The 23,464-nt window shown below is 48.3% G+C and carries 16 protein-coding genes; 2 read left to right on the top strand and 14 right to left on the bottom strand.

Annotated elements, in window-relative coordinates:
• Positions 1-10: 10 nt before the first annotated feature.
• On the bottom strand, positions 11-1,204 hold the full coding sequence (locus DFP98_RS14910; RefSeq protein ID WP_116061401.1) for a hypothetical protein: 1,194 nt from the start codon (positions 1,202-1,204) through the stop codon (positions 11-13).
• Between the two features lie 225 nt (positions 1,205-1,429).
• Between DFP98_RS14910 and DFP98_RS14905 the strand changes: the two genes are divergently transcribed.
• Positions 1,430-2,557, top strand: coding sequence for an ROK family transcriptional regulator (locus DFP98_RS14905; protein WP_116061400.1), 1,128 nt, complete (start codon positions 1,430-1,432; stop codon positions 2,555-2,557).
• Between the two features lie 49 nt (positions 2,558-2,606).
• On the opposite strand, the gene DFP98_RS14900 is transcribed toward DFP98_RS14905, so the two are convergent.
• The 6 genes from DFP98_RS14900 to DFP98_RS14875 form a co-directional block, all read right to left on the bottom strand.
• Positions 2,607-6,854: a DUF4082 domain-containing protein gene (locus tag DFP98_RS14900; RefSeq protein ID WP_116061399.1), complete on the bottom strand. Its 4,248-nt coding sequence runs from the start codon at positions 6,852-6,854 to the stop codon at positions 2,607-2,609.
• 49 nt (positions 6,855-6,903) lie between these two features.
• The gene (locus DFP98_RS14895; RefSeq protein WP_116061398.1) at positions 6,904-7,785 is read right to left on the bottom strand and encodes a carbohydrate ABC transporter permease; all 882 of its coding nucleotides are present in this window, start codon (positions 7,783-7,785) and stop codon (positions 6,904-6,906) included.
• A 17-nt stretch (positions 7,786-7,802) separates the two neighbouring features.
• Positions 7,803-8,762 (bottom strand): ABC transporter permease, encoded by a 960-nt coding sequence (locus DFP98_RS14890; RefSeq protein WP_181917706.1) that lies wholly within the window; start codon positions 8,760-8,762, stop codon positions 7,803-7,805.
• A 111-nt stretch (positions 8,763-8,873) separates the two neighbouring features.
• Positions 8,874-10,580, bottom strand: coding sequence for an extracellular solute-binding protein (locus DFP98_RS14885; protein ID WP_116061396.1), 1,707 nt, complete (start codon positions 10,578-10,580; stop codon positions 8,874-8,876).
• A 70-nt stretch (positions 10,581-10,650) separates the two neighbouring features.
• Positions 10,651-11,658: an AraC family transcriptional regulator gene (locus DFP98_RS14880; protein WP_246016539.1), complete on the bottom strand. Its 1,008-nt coding sequence runs from the start codon at positions 11,656-11,658 to the stop codon at positions 10,651-10,653.
• A gap of 357 nt (positions 11,659-12,015) precedes the next feature.
• The gene (locus tag DFP98_RS14875; RefSeq protein ID WP_116061394.1) at positions 12,016-13,212 is read right to left on the bottom strand and encodes a winged helix-turn-helix domain-containing protein; all 1,197 of its coding nucleotides are present in this window, start codon (positions 13,210-13,212) and stop codon (positions 12,016-12,018) included.
• Between the two features lie 183 nt (positions 13,213-13,395).
• Between DFP98_RS14875 and DFP98_RS14870 the strand changes: the two genes are divergently transcribed.
• Positions 13,396-13,884 carry a YfbM family protein gene (locus tag DFP98_RS14870; RefSeq protein WP_116061393.1) on the top strand — a complete coding sequence of 163 codons (489 nt, stop codon included), beginning with the start codon at positions 13,396-13,398 and terminating at the stop codon, positions 13,882-13,884.
• Between the two features lie 163 nt (positions 13,885-14,047).
• On the opposite strand, the gene DFP98_RS14865 is transcribed toward DFP98_RS14870, so the two are convergent.
• From DFP98_RS14865 to DFP98_RS39070, 7 genes are all read right to left on the bottom strand, one after another.
• On the bottom strand, positions 14,048-15,049 hold the full coding sequence (locus DFP98_RS14865) for an ABC transporter substrate-binding protein (protein WP_116061392.1): 1,002 nt from the start codon (positions 15,047-15,049) through the stop codon (positions 14,048-14,050).
• Positions 15,050-15,121: 72 nt separating this feature from the next.
• Positions 15,122-15,973, bottom strand: a complete 852-nt coding sequence (locus DFP98_RS14860) for a helix-turn-helix domain-containing protein (protein ID WP_181917705.1) — start codon at positions 15,971-15,973, stop codon at positions 15,122-15,124.
• 208 nt (positions 15,974-16,181) lie between these two features.
• A complete protein-coding gene (locus tag DFP98_RS14855) occupies positions 16,182-19,298 on the bottom strand; it encodes an S-layer homology domain-containing protein (protein WP_116061391.1) in 3,117 nt (1,038 codons plus the stop codon).
• 263 nt (positions 19,299-19,561) lie between these two features.
• A complete protein-coding gene (locus DFP98_RS14850; protein ID WP_246016538.1) occupies positions 19,562-20,245 on the bottom strand; it encodes a hypothetical protein in 684 nt (227 codons plus the stop codon).
• A gap of 404 nt (positions 20,246-20,649) precedes the next feature.
• Complete coding sequence (locus DFP98_RS14845) at positions 20,650-21,708, bottom strand: AI-2E family transporter (RefSeq protein ID WP_116061390.1); 1,059 nt, start codon at positions 21,706-21,708, stop codon at positions 20,650-20,652.
• Between the two features lie 261 nt (positions 21,709-21,969).
• Positions 21,970-23,046: a LacI family DNA-binding transcriptional regulator gene (locus tag DFP98_RS14840; RefSeq protein ID WP_116061389.1), complete on the bottom strand. Its 1,077-nt coding sequence runs from the start codon at positions 23,044-23,046 to the stop codon at positions 21,970-21,972.
• Between the two features lie 180 nt (positions 23,047-23,226).
• Positions 23,227-23,464: hypothetical protein (locus DFP98_RS39070; protein WP_181917704.1), on the bottom strand; the 238-nt coding region annotated here is incomplete at its 5' end.

Below are 23,464 nucleotides of genomic sequence, written 5' to 3'. Positions count from 1 at the left end.
TTTTCCTCCTCTATTTCGCTAGCGCTTTCAGCAGATCGTTGCATGCCGCCGCGAATGGCCCGCAAGCCTGATCGCTGTAAGGCGTAGTGGATATTTCGTAACCGCCAAGTCCGTCATGAAACGCTTCATAAGTCGGCAAATAGCCGGTGTAGCCGTTAGCCACGCAGGAAAGCAGCGTAGTCTGAAACGGAGAGCTTTGCCGAATCGGGCCGACGTAACCGTTAAAAATTTCGCCGGATACCGCCAACAGCGCCAGGTCTCCGATCCGTACGCCGAGCAGCGCGACATCCATCTCGGTACGATGGTACTCATGCGCGGCCGGCAGCGAAACATTCGTCTGCAGCGTCTGTAAGGGAACGGAGTTCATCTCGACCCGCTGTTGCATAGCCGCGGCCGCATCGCGATAAAGCCGTTGCGCGTATTCCTTCACGAGCGGATAGGTATCCTCCGTCCCCGCGATAGGCCCGCATCCCAGCGGTCCGACATCTCCCATGAAGCCTTGCAGAAACAACGAGACAAAATTGCCCCCATGGGCCGCTTCGAGCTCCGCCATCGCCAGTCCGACGAACTCCGAGCTGACCCGATTCGCTTTGTTCCATAGCACGGTGGGGTGCACGGCACAATTGACAAGGCTCGCGAGCGGTTCCCCTTGCAGCGATTCGAAAACAACGACCTGCAGCGTTTTATCGATCGGGATCTCTTCGTTGGCAGTCAGATTGGGCCTTCGGCAAACCGCCAAGCTGCATTGACCGACGCCGACGCTCATCTTCACCGGGACGAGAGCTTGCGAGAGTTCGTCGATTTTGTCATAGATGCGCGACGTATATTTCTCTCCGAAATGGACCGGCGCGCTATGCGTATGCGTGGCATGTACCGTGACGCACGATTCCGCCGTTTGAGCCGCTTCCGCCCATGATCGTCTCGTACCTGCCGGCAGCGTATTGGCAAACCCTCTGTAAATCAACCGCCTGCCGAATCCGTCGGGCACCGCGACGAACTGTTCGTTCGTTAAACCGGCGTCCAAGCTAACGATGACGCTCCTTCGTCGTCCGTCGTCCAATACCGCGATTCTGGCATACAGATCGTCCAAAATATCCGTTGCCGGGTCGGCGACATAGAGCTCCGGGTCGTAGCCTTGCAAAGGAACCGTCTCTTCCGGGGTAATCTTAACCTTGCCGAATGATGCCCTCAGCGTATCGTCCAACGCATCCACTCTCCAGATTTTCGGAATAAGTTAATTTATATTTTGAATTATATCATGTGATTTGGTATTTGAAAATTCATTTTTTAAATAATTTATCATAAAAAAGCGAGAGAGAACTGCTTTTCAGACGCAATCCCCTCTCTAATAATTAAATTAATAAATTAATATGTCCAAAAAAGTGTATAATAGAAGGTATCGCTAGGGTTTCGGAAAGGATTTTAAACTATGACACTGAATTCTTCAGAAAAACAAATACTAGAGTTGATCAGCTTCGGACAAGGACGATCTCGTAAAAAAATCGCCGAAACGTTGAATCTAACGCAAGGAACGATTACAAACGTAACTAAAAACTTTTTGGAACAGGGCTTGATCGTGGAAGGCGAACGGGTCAGCAGCGGAATGGGGAGAAAAGAAGTGCTTTTATATGCCCATCCGCACAAATTTACTTATATGGGGATCGATATCGGCGGACATTCCGTTCGTTTCTCCTTGGGCAATAACGGATTGGAGCTGCTGCATGCGCACGAATGTCTGATGGTGGATTTGACTCCCGAGGAAGAGCGCGGAGAGGCGCTGCTGCGCAAAATAGATGAGTTTCTAGCCTTATGCGGAACGGACGCAGCCGCCATCGATGCCATCGGCATCGGCATTACGGGCATCGTTGACGCCGTGCAGCAGACTGTGTTGAATATGCCGAACGCCGAACATTGGGACAATCTCAACCTCGTTTCCCTGCTGAACGAACGGTACCGTTGCCCCGTATTTCTCGATGAGAGCGGACGTACGATGGCGCTAGCCGAACAAATGTCGGGCGAGGCCCGCGACATCGGCGATTTCATCGTTGTTCAGGTGGGCTACGGCATCGCTGCAGGCATCATGATCGATGGCCGGCCGCTTCGGGGCGTCAACAATGCGGCCGGACTGCTCGGTCACATTACAGCCGACCCGAACGGGCCGCGCTGTTCATGCGGCAACTATGGCTGTCTGGAAAATATTTTGACGTTCCCCATGCTGAGAAACGAATTTATCCTAAGAGGCGGCTCCGGCACCCTTGCAGACGCTTATCGGCTCAACGACAAAGTCGCCCTCGATGTGTGCCTTGAAGCCGGCCAAGCCTTGGGCATTGCCTTAAGCAATGTCGTTAATCTGTTTAATCCGGAGACGATCTATATCGGCGGACCGATGTTCGATGTCATGCCGCTGCTGCTGGACGAGACGAAGCGGACCATCACACTCAGAGCCAACCGCTTCTCGACCTTGACGCTAAAGCTGGAGCGAACGTCTTTCGGTTCCCGGCAAGGTCTCATCGGGGCGCTGGCTTTAGCGAAAATTCGCCTGATTCAAGGCTTGTAGAATAATGAAAAAGCTGCCGGAGCGAGCCGGCAGCTTTTTCATTAACACCTCAATCCGGTATAAAGACAACATCCCTGAAATAGTTCCTCTGGCCGTAAGTCGCGGTAGGCATCGTCCCCAACGTGCCGGAATATACGCCGCTGCCCGCGTAGGTGACTAAATGGCCGTTAACGATCGGACTGCCGTACCCATTTTCCGCGAATGCATAAACCTTATCCGTCGAACTATTGGTAATCGACACAATGTAATCCTCATTAGCCGCTACGCTTAAAGCAGTCGGCAAAATAAACTCTCTCCAGCCGCGGACTCCGGCGGTTACATTCCATAAATAGGGGCCGGTAAGCAGTGTGCCGTCGCTCGCTTTCCATATTCTTACGGTATGATTGCCGCCTTCGTATTCATAGGTGTATAACCGTACTCGGGAAACATGACCGTTAACCGTCGTTTTGAATTTCGTTCCTAATTCGTACTGCTGATCCGCTCCGTAACCGCTCGGAACTTGCGTGGAGAGCACACTCTCCCCGTGTGCAGGCACGAATACGACATCCCTAAAGTAATTCCGATTCAGATTCGTATTCGTCGGCATGGATCCCAACGCGGCGGAGTATACTCCGCTGCTAACGTAAGTAACCAGATGTCCGTTCTGAATCGGACTGCTCAAGCCGTTATCCGAGACGGCATATTGCTTGTCGGTTGAACTATTCGTAACGGATACGATGTAATCGACGCCGGGATCGACGCTCACAGGCGATGGCAGCTCGTACTCCTTCCACCCGGAGCTGCCCGAAGCGATATTCCAGGTATAGGGGCCCGCTACGCGAGTTCCATCGCTTGCCCTCCATAGGCTAACCGAATGGTTTCCGCCCTCGCCCTCGCTTGTAAACACTTTTGCCTTCGTAATATAGCCTTTTATTTTCGTCTTGAATTTCGTGCCCAGCTCATACTGCGCGTCGTGCGAGAACGTTTCGGGGACCTGCGATGTAAAAATTTGTTCCGAATTGTTCGGCACAAAAACGATATCCCTAAAGTAGTTTCGATTTAGGCTGGTCGCGCTCGGCATCGAACCTAGCGTGCCGGAATACACGCCGCTACCGGAATAAGTGACCAAATTTCTGTTCGAGATCGGAACGCTAAAGCCGTCGTTCGATACGGCGTAAATTTTATCGGTGGAGCTGTTCGTAACGGAAACGATATAATCGGTATTCGCCTTAATCTTTAACGGCGTTGGAAGTTCGAATTCCTTCCATTCCGAATTTCCCGGAGTGATGATCCAGTTATGAGGTCCGGATAGGCGAACTCCATCGTTCGCTCTCCATATGCTGACCGTGTGGATACCGCCTTCGTTAGCGCCGGAATACAGTCTGGCTTTCATAATGGAGCCGTCGACCGTCGATTTGAATTTCGTTCCCAGTTCGTATTGCGTATCAGATCCATAGGCAAGCGGAGTTTGCGTCGTAAAGATCGATTGTTGAACCGGAATCGGAGCCGGCGTCGATCCGGACCCGGTAATCGTTTCCCCTACTACGAAGGCATCCAGCGCGATTGCGGTGTCGGAAGAGTTTCGATGCTTGTTATCGTCCACCGTAATCTCGATCGTATGAGGTCCGGAAGGCAAACCCTGCGCAATCACGAATTCCTTGTTATATTCGAGGTTCGGGGAATACATTTCGATATACGGGTACTCGATGCCGTCGATGGCGACGTTTGCCCTGCCTCTGTTCGGACCGGTCGAAGCTTTAAGCGAAAGATCCGTTCCGCTGAACGCGTAAGTGACGCTGTCGCCTGCTTGATTGGAAATGACGGCTTTGCCGTCGCTGTATCCATATTTCACATCGTCCGACCAAGAGCCCGATTTAGTTACCGTTCCGCCTTCGACTTCTTCTATCAGGCTATCGTTCGGCAGAATATTGTAGAGAGCCGTTCGAGTTTCTCCCAAGTAGAAGCTGAACGACGTTGCTCCCGTGGCAACGGTACGATTAGCGATAAGGTCAACGACTCTGGAAGGACGAGGCAAGTAAATTGTTTTGATACCCGAATTCCCGACGCTGGCGTGCATCATTATAATTTTTCCGTCGGTACGAACGTTATCGTTCCCCTCGTTGTAGTAGGAATGCGCCCCGCCCACATTCACGGCGATCGATCTGATCAGACCGGCCGGCAAAGAGCCAGACGCGCTGAAAATCGAAGTCCAGTTGCCGAAATCCTTTCTGGCGAAGGAAATTTTGCCGGGGTCGGTGTCGTAATGTCCGATCGCCTCGGCTTGACTATCCGTTACGTAAAAGGACGGCGTGTAAGAGTAGACGGGTTCGACCTCGCCCGTATCTCCGCCTATTTTCCAGCCGCCATATACCGACACCCCGCTGCCCAACGTCGCCGGATCGGACGAATCGAAGATTTGGGTTGCCGGACTGGTGTGCGTCGCCTTGCTCATCGTCATCCCGATCAGATTGGAAATATTCGTCACATCCGAACCGGTGTCGTTGAAATAGCCCGGCGCACGGATGAAGACCAAGACGTTATCATCTTTCTTCAAGCTATCGATGCTGGCCTTTTGAGCGTTCGTCACCCGGTAAGCGTTCAGGAAAATATAGGTTTTCACGGAGCTTGGGATTTTGTCGATGTCCGACATGAGGTAGTAACCGTATTTCACACCGCTTTTGGCCAATTCTCTTTGCTGTCTCGCAAGCAAATGCCCGAACCCGCTATCGGGTTGACCCGCGGGAGCATAAGGGTTATTGGTCGGCGTATTGTAGTTCGTAATCAAGGTATGGTAGCTGTAAGACTCTTCGTCCAAAATAACCGCGACATCTGGCCTGAAGGTTCTGTCCGCGGAAATCAGATACTTGCTCGCCTGCAGCGCGATAAGCTTCTGATTCTCGTCCCAGATGTCTTCATCGTTCCACCATCCATGCGAAAATAGATCCATCCAGTACTGTCCGCCCCCGGTAATGATCTCGTTGGCGGTTTCCCGTCTGGTGGCATCGAGCGTTTCCTGCAGGCTGAACACTCTAGGCCGATAGGTTTGGTCGTCCGTATAAGGCGTGCTATCGATGACGTGCGTTCTCGTGTCGTTCTCCACGATTAGCATTTTCCCGTTAAGCGCAAGAGAATCAAATGCTCCCATCGGTTCGGCGCTTAAGCCCATGCGTCTATCGTTGTATTGGACCGGCGACCCGATGAAATCGACGCTATCCGATTCCAATATTTTTCTAAGCGCCTGGTGACCGTGATTGGAAGGACGAACATAGGTCGCGAACATATACGGATAACCGTACATCGCCCCTACCAGCACTCTTGAATCCGTTTTTTGTTTGAAAAGGCCGGCTGCGTAATTGATCATCCCCGCTACTTCTTCGCTATAAAAGGTTTGGTAATCAATTGCTTTCCCCTCGGTCGCCATCGACCTGAAGTAATTTTCCGCCGTATAGTCTCTTTCGGCAGCCGTTGGGATCGACGCGGTTGCCAGCGTGACTCCCGAATCGTTCCATGCCGCCCGAAGCGTCGCATCCGATCCGTATTTATCCGTCAGCCACTGCCGGAAAGCCGCAACCATCGGAGCCGAATAATCCTCGCCGTTGCCGACGCTAAGATCGTTGGAGTTATAAAACCATTCTCCCGTCTCCATGCCCATAATCTGAAAGCCGATAATGCGATTCGCATAAGGCTGCCGGCTTAACCATTCCAAATAATTCGAAATCGTAGAATCCAGCTCGCTTCTCCACGCCTTAGAAGCAACCGAGGGCCATCCGGGCCGATTGCCCTTCTCGGTGACCGAATATTCTCCGGCGTCAAACGACATTTCATCTTGAAGTCCGACTCTGATGATGCCGTATGCATTAGGATCGCGTGTAAAAATGTCGTCGTTCACCTGCGCGTTCCAAACATTGTCTTTCAGCACGTTCACCCACATATAGCCATGAACATCGCGCGTCTTGACCTTGTCAATCGTATCCAAAAATGCGGAGTAGTTCGGAAATTGCTTCATCGTGTTTCCGTACATGAAAACGGGGTTGACGATCTCCCCGTTTACCTTGAGTACCGCTCCCCCGTCTTCCTTGCCGATCGTTGCCGTTACAGGCCGGGGGATAAAGGTTGAGCTATGAGCAGGGACACTCTCTTCCGATATCGTTGCATCATCCATAGAGGCCCCGTTATCGACACTATCCGTTACGTCGGAGCTTGGTTCGGCATATGCTGTCTGCTGCGGCGAAGCGTTCCCCGTTATCATCATGACAACGACCAGAAACGCCGCGATAAAAAGGTTGAACTTTCTCGCCAATCCCGTCTTTCTTCTCATAAACCGCTCTCCCCTACCTGTTTATTGACCGACTCCCTGCCCGTATCTTCTAGCCTTTAATCGAACCGATTAACAAGCCTTTCATAAAGAACCTTTGCAAGAACGGATATACGCAGGCGATCGGCAGCACCGTAATAACCGTAATCGCCATTTTCAGGCTTTGCGGCGTCGCGATGTTTTGGTGGTTGGACACTTGAGATTTCAACAACTCCAAATTGGACGTCGTAGAGTTAAGCGTATTGTAAAGCACGTATTGCAGCGAGAATAGATTCGGAGACATCGTATTGTAGATTTGCGTATCGATGAACGCATTCCACTGGTTGACGCTCTCGAATAAGGTCACCGCGGCCAGTACCGGCAAACATACGGGAAAGATAACCCTGAAGAACAGAACGAATTCGTTCGCTCCATCCATAACCGCGGCTTCTTCAAGACCTTTAGGCATACCTTCGATATAGGTTTTGATCAGGATCATATTAAATACGGACACGGCGGCCGGCAAAATATAAACCATAAAGGTGCCTAGCAAATTCAAATAATTCATCACGAGATACAGAGGGATAAGTCCACTGGAAAAATAAAGGGTGAACACAAAAAACTTGCGCAGAAACCGGACGCCTACCAATTCGTTCCGTGTTAGCACGTAGCCAGCCATTGAGGTGACGAGCAACATTAGTGCGGGTCCGGTGAGCGTTCTCGCCACGGAGATAAAGATGCCCTTGACGATTGCCGGATCTTGAAATGCAAGCTTGTATGCATCGAAGGATAATCCGGCCGGCACAAAAACAAACCCTCCTTCTAACCGACTGGGATCGCTTAAGGAATAGCTGATAATATATAGAAACGGAAGCACCATGATCCCTAAGACGATGACCATGAGAACGTGGTTAGCGAGATCGAATGCAAGCCCGCTCGCCGTCTTTCTTTTCATTGTTGCACCTTCAATCGTTATAAGATGGACTTCCCTGTCGATTTTTTGGCTATGGTGTTAACCGTAAGAAGCAGCAATATGCTGGCGAAGGTTTTCATAATCCCGACAGCGGTTGCGTAAGGATAGTTCAGCAATTGCAACCCGAACTTGTAAATGTACATATCAAAGACTTCCATCGTCTCCCAGTTAGCCGTATTCGTAAATAGGAAGAACGACTCCAAGCTTGAGTTGAGAACCCATCCGCTATTCAGAATAAGCAGAACGATCGCCGTCGGCATCAAATTGGGTATCGTTATATATCTTGCTTTCTGAAAACGATTAGCCCCTTCGATATCCGCGGCTTCATACTCTTCGTTCGAAATCGCGGCAATGGCCGCTAGGAAAATGACCGTATTGTACCCCAAGTACTTCCAGTTCCCCAGCAGAATCATCAACGGCCAAGAGTATTTCTTATCTCCCAAAATATTAAGCCCTTCTTCGAGAACTCCCCAACTGACCAACGTTTCGTTAATGGCGCCCGAAGATGGAGCAAACAACGCGTTGACCAGTGTATAAATGATGACCCAGGATACGAAGAACGGAAAAAAGGTTGCCGTCTGAATGATTTTCCCGAACAGCTTTATTCGAATCTCGTTCAGGAGAATGGTGAAAAAGAAGGCGCTAACCAAATTGAAAAACAAGGAACCGATATTCATGGCCAGCGTGTTGCGAAGAACGTGAATGTAATCGTCGCTTTGCATGAAAAACGATCTGAATTGCTCCAACCCTGTCCACTCGGCTTGCCATAGGCTAAATCCAGGACGATAGTTCACGAACGCAATCACCCAACCAAATAAAGGCACGTAATTAAACGTGATGACAATGGCGATCGCAGGCAGGATCATGAAATATAAATAGCGTTGATTCAAAGCTTTTTTAAGCGTTTTTCGTCTTACCTCTGCACGGTCTTTATGAGTCGCTTCAAGCCCGGCTTCCATATGGTATTCCCCCATCGTTGCGCATTCCCGCGTTGATTCGGCAACGCAGTCGGCGATTAACGGACATCCGCAACGATCCGGCTTGTCCGTTAATCCCCAATCTACGATTGATTATTTCAAAGATTTAAGCTGTTCCAGCTTTTCTTGATAGAGTTGATTGTACATATTCACGACTTTCTCCGGCTCGAGCTTCCGATAATCGCTCACGGTTTGGCTATACAGCTTTTCGAAATCTTCGTCGCTCTTCGGCTCGATAATCAGCTTCGTGCTGTTTTTCACGCGGAAGTCGACCATCTTCTGTTGCAAAGCGCCCAAATCCGAAGTAGAGTCGATGCCGATGGTGGCGGCGATTCCGGTCGGAGCCGCCTCGCCCGTCTCGCGCCAATACTGCTTCGAATCCGTCCATCCCAACTGGGTATAAGCGTTTTTCAGCTCCGGCGAAAGCGTCATCTCATCCGTTAAAACCGGATCCATTTTCATATCGTACGGCACTCCGTCCGGTGCATTCGTGCCCACGTACCCCAGGAATGGGAACATCCGGAATCCGACTTGGGAGCTTTGCGTAGGATCGTTGACGATGTTTTTATATTCCTCCGTCGCTACGCGTTTGCCGTTCTCGACCTTGTAATGCTGGCCCTCAATGCCGGATTGGAGCAAAATTTTCCCTTCCTCGGTTGCGGCCCATTCCAGAAGCTCGACAATTCGTTCCGGATGTTTGGCGTTTTTGGTGATCGCGTACATCTCGAAGGATCGGGTATCCTCTACGCGAATTTGACGTTTTTCGTTTCGCTCGATTTGCGTTTTGCTGCGAATCGGCAAGTTGATCATTTGCCACTCGGGATGACCGGATTTGACCGCGGTAGGGTTGTCGACGATTACGGGATACCATGTCGATAACGCCTTGCCGCTAAGCTGCTTGTCCGTTGACTGCGGCAATAAATCCGTAAAGCTGTCCTTATCCAGAATTCCTTCCCGATAAAGCTGGTTGAAGAACAATAAATTTTCCTTTACGTATTCATTCTCCATGTAATCTTCATATTTTTCGTCGACCTGATTCCATATGACGCCTAAATTACCGCCGGCGGTGCTATATCTGCCGCCCTTCTCATACATGATCCCGGAAATCCCTTGAATTCCCCATGGCTCCGCAAAAGGGATCGTCATTCCGATCGTCTTTTGTCCGTTCGTTGTAGGATTATCCTTCATGGCTTGCTTCAAAAATTGAATATAGTCGTCCGTCGAGAGCAGCTTCGGCCAACCCGCTTTTTCCAGAACGTCGATGCGCACCGCGATATCCAAAGCTTCCAGATTGTTTCTGTAATCCGTCGGAACGTTGTTTTCCCACTTATAGAGCTTGCTATCATGGGCAGGCAAACGCCAAAGCGGGATTTGGGCTTCATAACGCTTCTTGAACTCCGGAGTGTCTTTCAGATAGTCATCCAGCGGTAGAAGCGCGCCGGCTCTAATATATTTATCCAATACGCTATTGTCGGACAGACGCACGATTTCGGGATAATTGCCCGCGGACAGCATCAGATTCATCTGATCCAGCTCGTTCCCGGTAAAGCTGACATATTCAAAAACGATATTAAACTTTTCCTTGATCGCTTTTCCGATATCGGTTTCATCGCTCTTTTTAATGTTCGTCGCCGTGGAATGGAGCACTTTAATGACGTAAGGGTCTTTCGAGTTGCCCGTACTCGGATTCCCCGAAGACGAAGCCGACTGTGAAGAAGGCGCCGAATTGTTCGAGCAAGCCGCCACCCCTACCATTGCCAACAACAAAAGCGAAATCATTCCCATTCGATACCGTTTCATAGATTTTCCCCCTCTAATGGATAAGACCGAATGCAATTCGTACTAAAGCACCGTTAAAATGCTTGAAGGTTCAGACCACTCCATCACCTCCCTGTCTCTCGATATCCAATGTGCCGATAAATTCATTTTTAATGCCCCCTGCTTGCGCTTCCGAAGTGCGATAATCTTTGGGGCTGACGCCGACGATTTTCTTGAAAACCTTGTTAAAGAAGCTGATGTCGTTAAATCCCACCGCGGTACAAATATCCGATATTTTATTGTCCGTAACGAGCAGCAGGCTCTTAGCCTTTTCTATCCGAAGCTTGTGCAAATAACCGAATATCGTCTCGCCCGTTATGTTCTTAAATATTCTGGTCATTTGCCTTTCGCTGCTTATAGAGATTTTCGCCAATTGCTCCAACGTGATATTTTCGGAATAATGACGTTCCAGATAACCCAATACCCGGTGAATATTCTCCACTTTAAGCGCTTTCACTAACCCTAGTGAACTATATACATTCATTTGTTCAGCAAACATCCGGCTTAGAACGACGATTAATTGGGTCATAATCAGTTTGATGAGCAATTTGTAATTGGCTTTTTTGTTTTTATACTCATAAACCAGGTTTTCTACCATTTGACGGGCAAGTACCGCCTCTTCCTTGTTCAGCCTAAGTATGTTTCCGAATCTAGCTTCGGGAGGCAGGAAGGGCTGAACATAGAAGAAATCCATTAATTCCATTTCTTCGGCGTCTCTGATGAGAGTCCAATCCACGATATTGGAATAGAACAACACATTAATGACTTCGATTTGTTCGTCTTTTAACATCTTGTAGGTGTGCATTTCTCCGGGATTTATGATGAAAATGTCCCCTTTGCTCACCCTGCTTTCGAATTTCTTCGAATTCGGCGCCTGGAACACGTGCGAGGCGGAACCGTCTACGATGAAGGCGATCTCGATGAATTCATGGCTATGCCAAAGAATTTCTTTATGGGCATCATGAATCCAATGCGTAATAGCGAAAGGAAATGCCTCCCGTACATTATGTTCCGAGGCCGTGAAGACTGAGCTCTTCTCAAACAAGATTAGGTCCTCCATGCCGCTATAATTCTCTTTCATCTTTATAGCGATTAAACAGCATTCTCAAACTGGTAGCGCTTACAAAAAGATCTCATTCATTTATCATAATTAGTAAACCTCCCGCATGATCATAATGTTGACTGCAAGTCACGTCGCTCGCGGACAGGAACCGGACGAACGATCTTACAACTTGTTTTTCATTATAAGCGCATCTCCTCCCCATCAACAGGACAATCAAGACATCTAATTGGTCTATACGGACATATCAGCATGAAACCTGGAAAATATATACACATAAAAATTAAAAAACCCGCGATTTACGCAGGTTTGGAATCAATGGAGCCAAGTTACATGGTTCCCGGCAGGGCATCATCCTTATTCATTCATGGACTCTGTCCATATCGTCTTGCATCCGTTGAATAGCGCAAAATTTTGAAAACAATCGTTCAGGGCTGCTCGAAATGACTTTGTTGGCTTTATGCCGTTCTCGTACCAAATGTTTTTCACAGCGAGAGTCCCGGTTTTTCGCTCTGCGATGACTTCGGCTCGTCCGATAAAGCTTTCTCCGTACAATAGAGGCAGCACGTAATAGCCGAATTTCCGTTTCAATGCGGGCGTGTAAATCTCCCAGGTGTAATCGAAGCCAAACAGTTCGTTGATCAGCTTTCTGTCCCATATCAGGTTATCTAGCGGGGCAATCAGCTCACAGCGCAATTTCGGCGCCGGATTTTGCAGGACGGCTTCAACAAGGGGCAGATCCTCTGCTCGGCAATAAAGCCTATCCTTCATTTGCTCTACGGCAACAGCAACAATGCGGCCCTCGTGCAGCAGCTGGCGGAAAACCTCGTTGCGCTGCCCCGATTTCAATCCCCATATGTTCAACCACGCGTCGGATGCGCGATTCCACAACAAGCCAACAGCGCCGATACGACGCAGTACCCGCCACTTATGATGCTCAAGCTCATCCGTCAGCGGCTCCGGAGCATTCAGCAGATTAGGCTGTATGTATTTCCCGGCGATATCGTAATATTTGCGCGTTCCTTTTTTGCGCTGGATGATTAACTCGCCCGTCGAGTACATCTGCTCCAGCACCGACCTCGTTGAATTGTTTCCGCTGCTCCAATGAATCGCCGATTGCCAAGCGAAATTCCCCTCTAATTTGAGATCGTCCGAGCTTAGCGCGCCATGATTTTGAATGTGAGCTCGCACTTGCTCCGTCAAATCTTCCATTTCGGGATAGCGCTCGGCATGTCGCCTTGCGGCCTGCCTGTACCGTTCAAAATACGGCCATTCCTCGACAGGGATAATAGCCAGATTCTTGTCGGGATAATCGACAAGCAATCGATCTGTATATAGCAACTCGTCGAGCATGCTCTTGGTAAATCCTTTGATTCGCGACTGCAGCACCAGCTCGGCGTTTTTTCCGCAAACATCGATAGGATCGAATTGAATGCAGCCGACTTGCCGTATATAATCCAATACTCCCTGCTTTCCGGTAAATCGATATTCACCCAACAGCCCGTGCTTCAATAGCAGAAATTGCCGCGCCTGGCGGTTCGTCAATTGAATCATGTACGCATCGGCTCCTTAACGAGATACACAAAAAAGAACGTATGTTCCTGTATTATTTTACCATTGATTGGAGTATAAAAACAAGAGTTAATATACCTACGTCTAACGTTCCTTGAAACACCCAATTTCAGGATGCTACAGTTAGATAGTGCATGATCTAATTAGGGAAGGAAGGCAGATAAGATGGCAATAAGAGGGTATTACTTTGCATTGGAGGACAAGCTTGTGCAGCAGATCGCTGCAGGCGACATCGCCTTGAAGAGCTTGAAAATAGACAACTATCCGGGACTGAGCATTGATAGAACTTGGGAAGCGATCCACTACTTGCTCTGTGGAGATATTGCCGATGGAGAGCCTCCTCTTGGCTATGTCGTTCCGCTGTCGTCGGACAAAAGCGTCGATTTCGGCTCATTCGGAGCGTTTCCCTTGCGCGCCGATCAAGTTGCTGCAGCGCATCAGGCTATAGCTGAGCTGGATGAAGCGCAGCTTCGTTTGCGGTATGATTTCAAAACCATGGTCAAGGAAGAGGTTTATCCGCTTGAAGATGGCATGGTTTCGGATGAGGACGAGGAGCCGTTCTTTGCTTTTATGCTCCAGTATTTTAATGAAATCCGGCGCTTCTACAGCCAAACCGCAGCCGAGGGCAAAGGGCTCGTCTTCTATATTTACTAACCGCTACTTCCCGATCTTCGTCGCTGCCAAATGACCCTTGACCTTCAAACTGAATAAATTAAAACCGGTCCTGTACTCCAGGGACCGGTTTCTATGATCGTCACGTTGGCTCGCGCTTCACTATATGAATCCCTCGTTTGCAGCGAGCCGTCGTATAGCAGTTTTATTGAGATAGAACATTTTCAACGATGGTTTTGACCCCCAGTTCAATTGCTAACGGACCTCCGGCCGCAATCGAACTGTCTAGAGGGAACATATGGTTGTTCTTGACAGACTGTAAGGAATTCCATACCGCATCCTTCTCCAATTCTTGCAAATACCCCTTTAATTTCTCGGAAGATCCGCCAAGATCAGCGACAAACATATAATCGGGATCTATGACCGTCAGCCTTTCCAGTGAAATCTGTTCGCCTTTGCTTGACATATCGACATACTGGTTTGGAGGATTCAAACCAAGACCATTGTCCTTGTCGAAAATAAATTGTGTAGTAAAGGCCCAATACTGGTTATCCGCCAGCATCGTAACGCTAAATGTTTTGTCGCGGTATGCCTCAAGCTGAGCACTTGATTCTACGATGTAATTTTCAAGCCGCGCAATTTCATCCTCTGCCTTCCGTTCTTTCCCTAGAATTTTCCCGTATTCCCGCAAGGCCCCTTGCCAGTTGTTTTCATTGCTGTCGACAGTAACGACAGGGGCTATTTGATCCAACTTCCCTCCGTAGCTCTCATATCGGCTTGAGACCGCAATAATCAAATCCGGATCAAGCGCAAGCAATTTTTCTATATTGGGATTGGCTATTGAACCGAGATCGGCAATTTCATTGTTCTTATATGGCGCCAAAGACTCCCACTCTTCCAACACGTTGATATCCGTAGCGGCTATGGGAGATTCGCCAAGCAAAAACAGATGCTCAAAATTACGGAAAAATAGAAGGGCAATCCTTTCAGGCTTCTTCTCTAAAACGACTTGGCGGCCTAACGCATCCACATAAGTTCTGGGCCACTCTTTAGCCTCCGGCTCGCTATTTGCGGATTTGGGGCTCCCCGTTTCGGATGATGCAGGATTCGTTGATCCCGAGCTACCAGCCTTGGGCGTTTCGGTGCATCCAACTAACATCCCAGCTAAAAGTGCAATGGAGACGATCAGTCCCATCATTTTTTTCATGCTAAACTCCTCCGATTACGCTATGTTTTGCCTTGTATGTCCTAGGCTACGGCAAGTTTAGCATTGCAGTTTTTAGATGTGAATGGAGCCATCCTGAAAGCCGTATGGATTATTCCTGAAATGACTTCTGAATTGGATTGGGGAGACGCCGAACTGTTTTTTAAACAGGCGACTGAAATACAAGGCGTCGGCATAACCAACACTGGCGGCCACCTCGCCTATTGGCGCCTCGGTAGTCGACAAGCAGTCCCTGGCCTGATTAAGACGATAAGTAATCAAGTAACTGCCCGGTCCCATGCCCGTATACTTCTTAAACACATAAAACAATCTGTTTTCATTGATATCATTTTGCTCCGCTAATGCGCGTACGGTCAGCGCATCCATATAATGCTCGTGAATGTAATTCGAGATTTGCCTGAATAACGCTTGATCGCCGTCGTTGCTCTGGTTCCGGACGGAAACGAATAGCTCCTCAAGCACGCAGCGGAATAGGGTCTCTGTCTGAAAAGCCGTAACGCCTCCTGGCTGACGGGATAATCGCCGCAGAAGCTTAAGCAGTTCCGTCAGACGGAGACTTGGGCCCGGCGAAAGCTGAAAATGCGTTTTGGTGAGAGAATAGCTTGTTCGTTCGGGAGCGCAGATCCGATAATGCACAAGAAGATACTCCCACCTGCTATCGCCGATGACCTTTCTATTCAATTTCATATTCGCTCCGCCATGAACCACATTTCCTGGAGCTAGTAGATAAGGCGTTTCGTTAAACACAAATTCCGCTTTCCCTTTTAGTGGAAATACAAAACCGGGAAATGATTCCGTATAGCCGTCGCAGTGCTTTCCAGGGTCATGTCCATATTGGCTAACTTGTTCTACCCGAAAAGAGGTATACGCAAAATGCTCGGCAAGTTTATTAATATCTATTTTCATTTTACTCCGCCCCAATTACTCCTAAATCGTACATCGTCTGATTTAATTTTACTTTATATTGATATTGATAATCAATATCAATATAAAGTGACTTATTCTTGCCGAAGGGGGATTTCGATCCTCCCTAAGCGTCCCTTCCTCCGTTTACGTGCACCCAAAACAATGCCGCTCCCCCATCCATGGGAAGAGCGGCATTGTTCTAAAGCTTCTACCTGATCCCGCGCGTAGGAATCGCCGACCTGACAGGCGTAGCGAGACTCTCGTTGCCTTTGTTATCCACTGCCGTAACCTTATAGTAGTGCGTCTGACCGATAGCGGCAGTCGTATCCGTAAACGTCGTACCGCTAACCTTTGCGCCGATCGTCACGAATGTGCCGTTCGCAGCGTCCGAGCGCCACACATTGTAGCCTGCCGCGCTGCTAACCGCGCTCCAGCTCAGCATCACCCTCCCGCTGCTCGGCTCGGTATCCGCCTGGAAATTTCCCGGTGCGGCGAGAAGTACCAGATTCGGGTTAATCGGAATGACGACATTCGGGTTGATCGGCGTAATGATATCGCGAATTCCGGTCTTCTCCGGTTTAGCCGCCTGAACCCGGGAATCCTTACTTTCAAAATCCAGGTTATTCACCGCTGTCACCTTGTAGTAGTACGTTCTGCCATTTTCAACCACTGTGTCTGTGAACGTCGTGCCGCTAACTACAGAACCCATCGTTTCATAAACCCCGTCTGATGCATTTGCACGCTTTACATAATAACCTGTCGCGCCCTGCACCTGACTCCAATTTAGGACAACTTTACCGCTATACGGTTCCGCGATGAAGTTGTCGGGAGCAGGCGGTTTAATCAGTTGGATGGACTCCGGTATTTCCCTAATGAGGATATCCGGGTTGATTCGCAAGTCAAGATCCGTCAGCTTACCTTTATCCACCCAGGCCCAGTTGCTCAGACCGCTCTCCCCATTAGAATCTACAGCCGTGACAACGTAGAGATAGCTCTCATTCCATTGGGCGGTCGTATCCGTGAACTTGGCATCCGTCAGGTTCTTAGCAAGTATCATCAACCCGCCATTTACCTTATCGCTTCGCCTCACGTTATACGTAATCCCGTTGTGTTCCATTTGAAGTCCCAGCGGGCCGCCGCTATTGTCCGCAAAACGCATTCCATCCAGTCGATCCCACTGGAGCGCAACCCCCGCCCCGTCTCTTTTTGCCTTCAGACCGGTAGGCCGCGGCGACGGTAGATCGACGATCTTAACCGGCAACACCTGGGTTGCTCCCTCGCCATGTTGATTCACAGCAACAACTTGATAATAGTACGTTTTGCCCCTTGCAGTTGAGGTGTCCGTATAAGTGACAGCCTTAACGTTGGAACGCACAGTCTTGAACGGACCTCCCGGAGCATCTCCGCGCTTCACCATGTAGCTCGTTGCATCTTTGGCGGCACTCCAATTTAGCTGAACGTTGATGCGATCGGTGATCGTTATGGCCAACTGCGGCGGATAAAAGATTTCACGTATGAGCTGGGCCTTCAAATTCCCAGGTGCCGGCGGCGGAGGACAGAGCAGCTCATGTTCAAATAACGGATAGTTTAAGTTGATCAATGTTTTACTGAGTTTCCCTTTGGCTACCCACACATCATAACCTGCGATCACATCCAGCTTGAGAAAGGCGTCCACCCGGATTTCATCGCATCGCCCTTGTTCATAATAGCGATAGAAGCCTGCCTTGATTCCCGGATACAGCTCGAGACCGGCATAAGCAATATCTAATAGGGTCAGCGTCAATTGCACATCCGGACCTGCGGCAAGACTGGCATTCAACTTGGAATTCACATCAAGCGTTGCCGTGTTCGTCGTCTTGTTGATCGGTTGGAAGCCTTTGCTCGACGATAAGGAGAAGCCTTGCTCCAGATGAAAGCGATCTTCGAATTTGATTTCGAGCGAAGCTTTGAAGTCAGGCTCAATCTTCAAAAAGAGCTGCCCTTTAATAAACACGCCCGTAAAGACAGGTACATAGTACGGAGTCGTCAAAGGAATGTACACGGGCTTGGTTATCGCTTTGTTCGCTCTTACATTCACGTTCGTTGTGACGTCCCCGGTTAATACCAATTTTGCATAGAAATCCAGATCCACATCAAACCAATCTACATCCACATCAAGCCCGATATCCGCATCGACGCCCAAGTTGCAAAAGTTCATCCGCGCATCCATGGCAAATCCATCGTAGCTCACATTATCCATCTTGATCATAAAGCAGGGCAGCTTAAGCGCCACATCCTGTGCGGAAGCAAGCTTCGCAGTTGAATCCGGTACGTTCGTAATAATTTGAATCGAAGGATCGGCCGGGGTCAGTAACCTCGGATCAATCGCTTCGGTCGTATGCACATCCAGCTTGGAGAAAACCTCTCGAACTTTCGGAACGGACGTCGTCACGACTAGCTCGCCATTCTCCTTGCGAACGGACACGACCTTCTTCGCAATACCGCCGAAAAATTCATCATTCGGAGGCAGGACGAATACATCGCCAACGTTTAATATCAAATCCGGATCGTGAATGACCCATGTAATGTCATCTTTTTTCGCATACTGTTTGCTTTTGCTCATCTTCACTTCCGGCAAGTATTCGACGATTTTACGCGTATCTCCCGAATTCGACGATGACGATGACGGTTGCTCCGGCGAATAATGAAGCGCGCGCACGGCCATCGTGGCTGCTTCAGCTCGGGTGGATTTGTTGCCGCCTTTGAACGTACCATCCGGATAACCTCTAATAATTCCCGTCCGCAGCGCCGCTTCGATCAAATCGCGATGGCTCTTGAGCTCTCCCTGGTCCTTCAACTCGCCGAGCATCTTCTCTTCCGTCTGCGGCGCAAGCTGAAGCGCTCTCACAATCCAGATCGCCATCTCGCTACGCGTAATCGGCAGGCTCGGCTTGAAGCCGTCCGAGTATTCCTCGACGATCAGAATGCCCTGCTTTACTCCCGCAGCGATGTAGGGGGCGGACCAACGTTTCTGCTCTATATCGCGAAAAGGAACCTCTCTGGAACCCGTCGGAAGCTTTCTTAAATCAATAAGTATTTTCAAAAACTGTTCCCGCGTTACATCGCCATTCGGCCGAAAGGTTCCATCCTCGAAGCCCGATACCATGTTTTGGGCCGCAAGCTCCATAATATCCTTGTACGCCCAATGAGACTGAATGTCCTTGAACGTAACCGTTTGAACTTTACCCTGGCTGTCGTTTACCGCAGCTTCGGCAACATATGGTGGGAACATGCTGAACAGCATCAGGAAAATAGACGCCCAGAGGATAACTTTATTGAATCTCACTCTCCGCAAGTCTCTCACCCTTCCCGGTCATGATCAATATTACGATATCATTGTCGGGAAGGGTGACGATACTATCCGAAAGTCGTAATTCAGTAGTAGTGTTGGACTCTGTGATTCCGAATATTGCTCGAAATATCGTACAAAACCGACGACTTCTTCCCCCGAACGCTGCTTCCTGTACGATGTATCGTACAAAAAAGCTCAAGACACTCGCTTTATCCGATCTTTTGTACGACATTCAGTACAAAATCAATCACGCTACCCTAAACCAAGTCCGGACTCTGTGTCGAACCCAAATATTCGTACCGATAGATTTTACCTGAGGCTCCTGACGGTATCGCCCGAAACTTCCCTTTATCTACAAGACTGCGGCAATACTTGATGACGGTTTCCTTATTTAATTCGAGCTCTCGCGCAGCTTTCGAAGGAAGAACCGCTCGCTGGTGACGAATAGCTAGCCGCATCAGTTGTCGCTCTATTTTGCCGTATTTATTCGTATCTCTTCCCTGCACAGTAGCTGCTGCTAAATAAGGCGCCAATACACTTCGTAGCATGGCCAATACAAAATTCGGATTCTCCTTCAATTCATCCAAAGAAATCTCGATATAATGAAATCCTTGCGATTGCAAAAACAGAGCGCGATTCAAGTCCATACGATACTTGGTCCGATCTGTGCCATGCGTGCCATAATCCATAATCTCGAAAACAAAATATTGTCCGCCTACGACCCACATTAAATCTACAAAGTAAGATCTCCCTCGCCAATCTCCAACCTCGTATTCCGGATGCAAACCATTAAAATGTCCCATAAGCAACCACCAGATTTTTTCCACAAACAATTGGTTTCCAAATCCGTGTCCTCTTCTCAGCGCATCTTTCCGCTCGCCATGGCGCTTGGACAAATGCTTCTGTATCCACTTTTCATGCTCAACTTCAAAACTCAACATTAATCCCCCCTTGTCGGTCGATTAAAATAGAAAAGCCCCGTTTTCCCTCCATAACGGAAGGAATAACGGGGCGTGCTTCGCCACTACGCATTACCTGTGACGTTATTGTATGCCAGACCTGGACAATTTGGCAACCCTAACTTTTCCAATTGCAGGATTTGTACGGTTTTTCGTACAACGGTAAAGACATTTGGCTTCGAATTCCGATTATTGCTCGAAATATCGTACAAAACCGCCGACTTCTTACCTCACACGCTGCTTCCTGTACAATTTATCGTACAAAAGGTCCATAGCACTCGCTTCATTACGCAGTTCAAACCGGCGTTTCCTGATGCGTTGTCACTGCTTTCATCCAATGCAGATGTTCCCTCATCCAGCACAGCACTAAGATATCCGGACATATGCTACTTGGAGCTCGAGCCCTCTCCCGGAAGCCGTGCCGCTTCCTTTTCTGATACTTCACCGTTGCTTTGATCAACTTCAAAAATATCAAGCAAGAACATAAAGATCGGAATCCCGATAATAAGCCCCCAGATCCCCATGAAATGCTGGGAAAAAATGAGAATAATAAAGGTGTAGAACATCGGCAGCTTTGTTTTATGAGCGTACAACTTAGGATTTAAGAAGTAGGTCTCCACTGCGTGAATAAGCAAAATCATGACAATCGCCCAAATGACCGTTGAGGTACCGCCTATTTGGTAACCGATAATACTGATCGGAATGAAGGAAATAATCACGCCGACTACCGGCACAAGGCTCAGTAAAAATACCATAATCATTAGAGCGAACAAATACGGGTAGCCCATAATCCACAGCCCGACAATCGTTAGAACCGTGTTGAATACGGCAATCATCAGCTGAACCTCAATCACTTTGCCGAAGGAAGAGGTGAATTTTTGGCCAAAGTATTTAAACTCGTTGTAGGCCCAACTGATTTTGCTTTTGCTCAACTTTTCCGTAAAATTATTGACGGTATGCTTCTGGATTAAATAGAAGTAGCTCAATACGATAACAAATACAATAACCTCTGCCCATTTGCCAATCTTCAAAATATAATTTAATGCATGGCCGCCGTATTGCTCTAATTCCAGCTTGCCAAGCGTGGTGGAGACCAGCTCAGCCATTTCATCCGATTGAGGTGTATTTATGAATTTAATAATGGAAAAATATAAATCGGAAATTTGACTAATAAGCTTTGGAATGTAATTTACAATTCCATATACGAGTCCAAATATTAATGCGGCATACAATATCGTATTAACGACATTAGGCGATATAGGAAACAACTTGGATATTTTCTTCGTAATGAAGCCCTCCAGGCGTCCCATGACGAAGGTAACAAGAAACAGCAGCAACAGTAAATTGAGCATGTCTCTTAAGCTGTACAGCAACAAAACGACAAGTAAAAGAAACAGGATTCTTCGTACTATACTGTTGGCAAAAAACTCCCGCAAAAAATTCATACGCTTACCTCAATTGATTATATTTTTAGTAGCCATTGGCAGCCTAACAAAACTTCGGTTCAAGTTATTATATATGAAAAATTTCCGTATTCAAAACTGTCCGCACTAAACTGTATTCAAATTGTTAGACATTGGCTAACAGCTGGAGGGGCGTTTTTTTGTCCTCTTTAGTCCCCTTTCACTTCCTGCAATTGAATAAAGCCGCTTCCGACAACGTCTGCCAACGTCGCCGAAAGCGGCTATTCTCAAATATTCGCCCATTCAATATCGGGATACAACTGAATCTCGAATAATCATCTCGCCGAAGACTTGGATTTTTTCAAACGGATTGTCGCCATGGTTGATTCTGCGCAGCAGCGCTTCGACTGCCCTTTCCCCGAGAAACTCTTTAAATACGTTGATTGTGGTCAACGTAGAGGTCTCGTTGGCAAAATCGTTCAAGTTGTCAAACCCTGTAACTGAACAATCGGACGGGACAGAGATTTTCTTTTCCGCTAAGACGCTTATCAGGCTTTGTGCAATGTAATCATTGGCGCAAATATAAGCCGTCGGCCAAACAATATCTTTTCCGTCGTTGTCGGCAAGCTTGCTTTCAATCCAATTGACCAAGTACTCTCTTCTCGACACAGAATAAATATTTTGCAGCTCTAGTAGCTGCTTATCCTGCGGGAAAGACAACCCGTTTTCTTCCATTGCCGCCTTAAACCCCGACCATCTATCAAAAAAGCTCCTTGAGTATTTTAAATTGCCGACAAATTGAATCTCACGGTGGCCAATTCCGATTAAGTAATTCGTTAAATTTCGGGTTCCGTCGTAGTTGGCCATAAAGATGCAATCCGTCGGAACAAGTGGATCTTCATAGTCGACAAGCACGATCGGGAAGCCCTTTCCTCTGGTTTCCAATAGAAGCGAGGTTGGAATTCCTTCGCCAATACCGATCAGCCCCATCATCCCCGGCATATGAATTATCCGCCTAAAGCTGTTAGCGGAACTTTCCGTTATGACAATCAATTCCAGATTATTCTTCTCCAGCATCATGGATGCGCCTTCGACAATTTTGCCCCAATAGGGAGATAATTGAGACTGTTCCCTCGCATTGGTCAATAAAATAACGACAAAATTATTCTGAACGGTCTCTTCGCTCTTTCCGAACGACAAAGGGTTCGTTTGAACTTTCGACGTCTTCTTTTGATTAAAGTAACCGAGCATGGTTGCTTCATCGATTATCTTTTTGCGGGAAGCGGCGCTTATCCCTTCCTTCCCGGATAAAGCGCGCGATACGGCAAACTTGGAATAACCGGTCCGTTCTGCAATATGCTGCAGTGTTACTTTTTTCATTCCCTGAACTCCCTACACGAAATATCGTTCGAATTTTTAGGCGATCACCAAATATGTTAGCATTTTTTTTATGTTTTGCAAAATACCATTACGAAACTTTTTTGGAGCAGTACGAAAAAACGAACGTCACTCTTAGCCAAGATAGGCTAAAAGTGACGTTTGAAACCCTATCACACGACTTCAGGTTGCATGCGCCCCGAGCGCAACCTTGCCAACCTGCGGCGCATAGAGCTGACCCGTTATGCTGGGCCATACGATCTTCATATATTTTGTCCCCGACGGAAATTCAGGCACGCTGTAGGTCACCTTATGCCAGTCGTACTGATTTTGCGACATGACCGTATTGATCTGCGGCGTATACTCCGTCCACGCGGTACCGTTATCCGATGTGTACACTTTTAAATGATTGATGGCCGCA

Origin of the sequence: Cohnella phaseoli, from assembly GCF_003386235.1 — a bacterium.
In the GTDB taxonomy this organism is placed as follows: Bacteria; Bacillota; Bacilli; order Paenibacillales; family Paenibacillaceae; genus Cohnella; species Cohnella phaseoli.
This window is presented reverse-complemented; position numbering and strand designations above follow the sequence as displayed.

Bases quoted from the DNA above. Each gene is read 5' to 3' on its own strand.
- DFP98_RS14850 (WP_246016538.1), bottom strand. From the start codon at position 20,245: ATGTTGAGTTTTGAAGTTGAGCATGAAAAGTGGATACAGAAGCATTTG.
- DFP98_RS14870 (WP_116061393.1), top strand. From the start codon at position 13,396: ATGGCAATAAGAGGGTATTACTTTGCATTGGAGGACAAGCTTGTGCAG.
- DFP98_RS14840 (WP_116061389.1), bottom strand. From the start codon at position 23,046: ATGAAAAAAGTAACACTGCAGCATATTGCAGAACGGACCGGTTATTCC.
- DFP98_RS14895 (WP_116061398.1), bottom strand. From the start codon at position 7,785: ATGAAAAGAAAGACGGCGAGCGGGCTTGCATTCGATCTCGCTAACCAC.
- DFP98_RS14905 (WP_116061400.1), top strand. From the start codon at position 1,430: ATGACACTGAATTCTTCAGAAAAACAAATACTAGAGTTGATCAGCTTC.
- DFP98_RS14880 (WP_246016539.1), bottom strand. From the start codon at position 11,658: ATGGAGGACCTAATCTTGTTTGAGAAGAGCTCAGTCTTCACGGCCTCG.
- DFP98_RS14865 (WP_116061392.1), bottom strand. From the start codon at position 15,049: ATGAAAAAAATGATGGGACTGATCGTCTCCATTGCACTTTTAGCTGGG.
- DFP98_RS14860 (WP_181917705.1), bottom strand. From the start codon at position 15,973: ATGAAAATAGATATTAATAAACTTGCCGAGCATTTTGCGTATACCTCT.
- DFP98_RS14900 (WP_116061399.1), bottom strand. From the start codon at position 6,854: ATGAGAAGAAAGACGGGATTGGCGAGAAAGTTCAACCTTTTTATCGCG.
- DFP98_RS14845 (WP_116061390.1), bottom strand. From the start codon at position 21,708: ATGAATTTTTTGCGGGAGTTTTTTGCCAACAGTATAGTACGAAGAATC.
- DFP98_RS14875 (WP_116061394.1), bottom strand. From the start codon at position 13,212: ATGATTCAATTGACGAACCGCCAGGCGCGGCAATTTCTGCTATTGAAG.
- DFP98_RS14885 (WP_116061396.1), bottom strand. From the start codon at position 10,580: ATGAAACGGTATCGAATGGGAATGATTTCGCTTTTGTTGTTGGCAATG.
- DFP98_RS14890 (WP_181917706.1), bottom strand. From the start codon at position 8,762: ATGGAAGCCGGGCTTGAAGCGACTCATAAAGACCGTGCAGAGGTAAGA.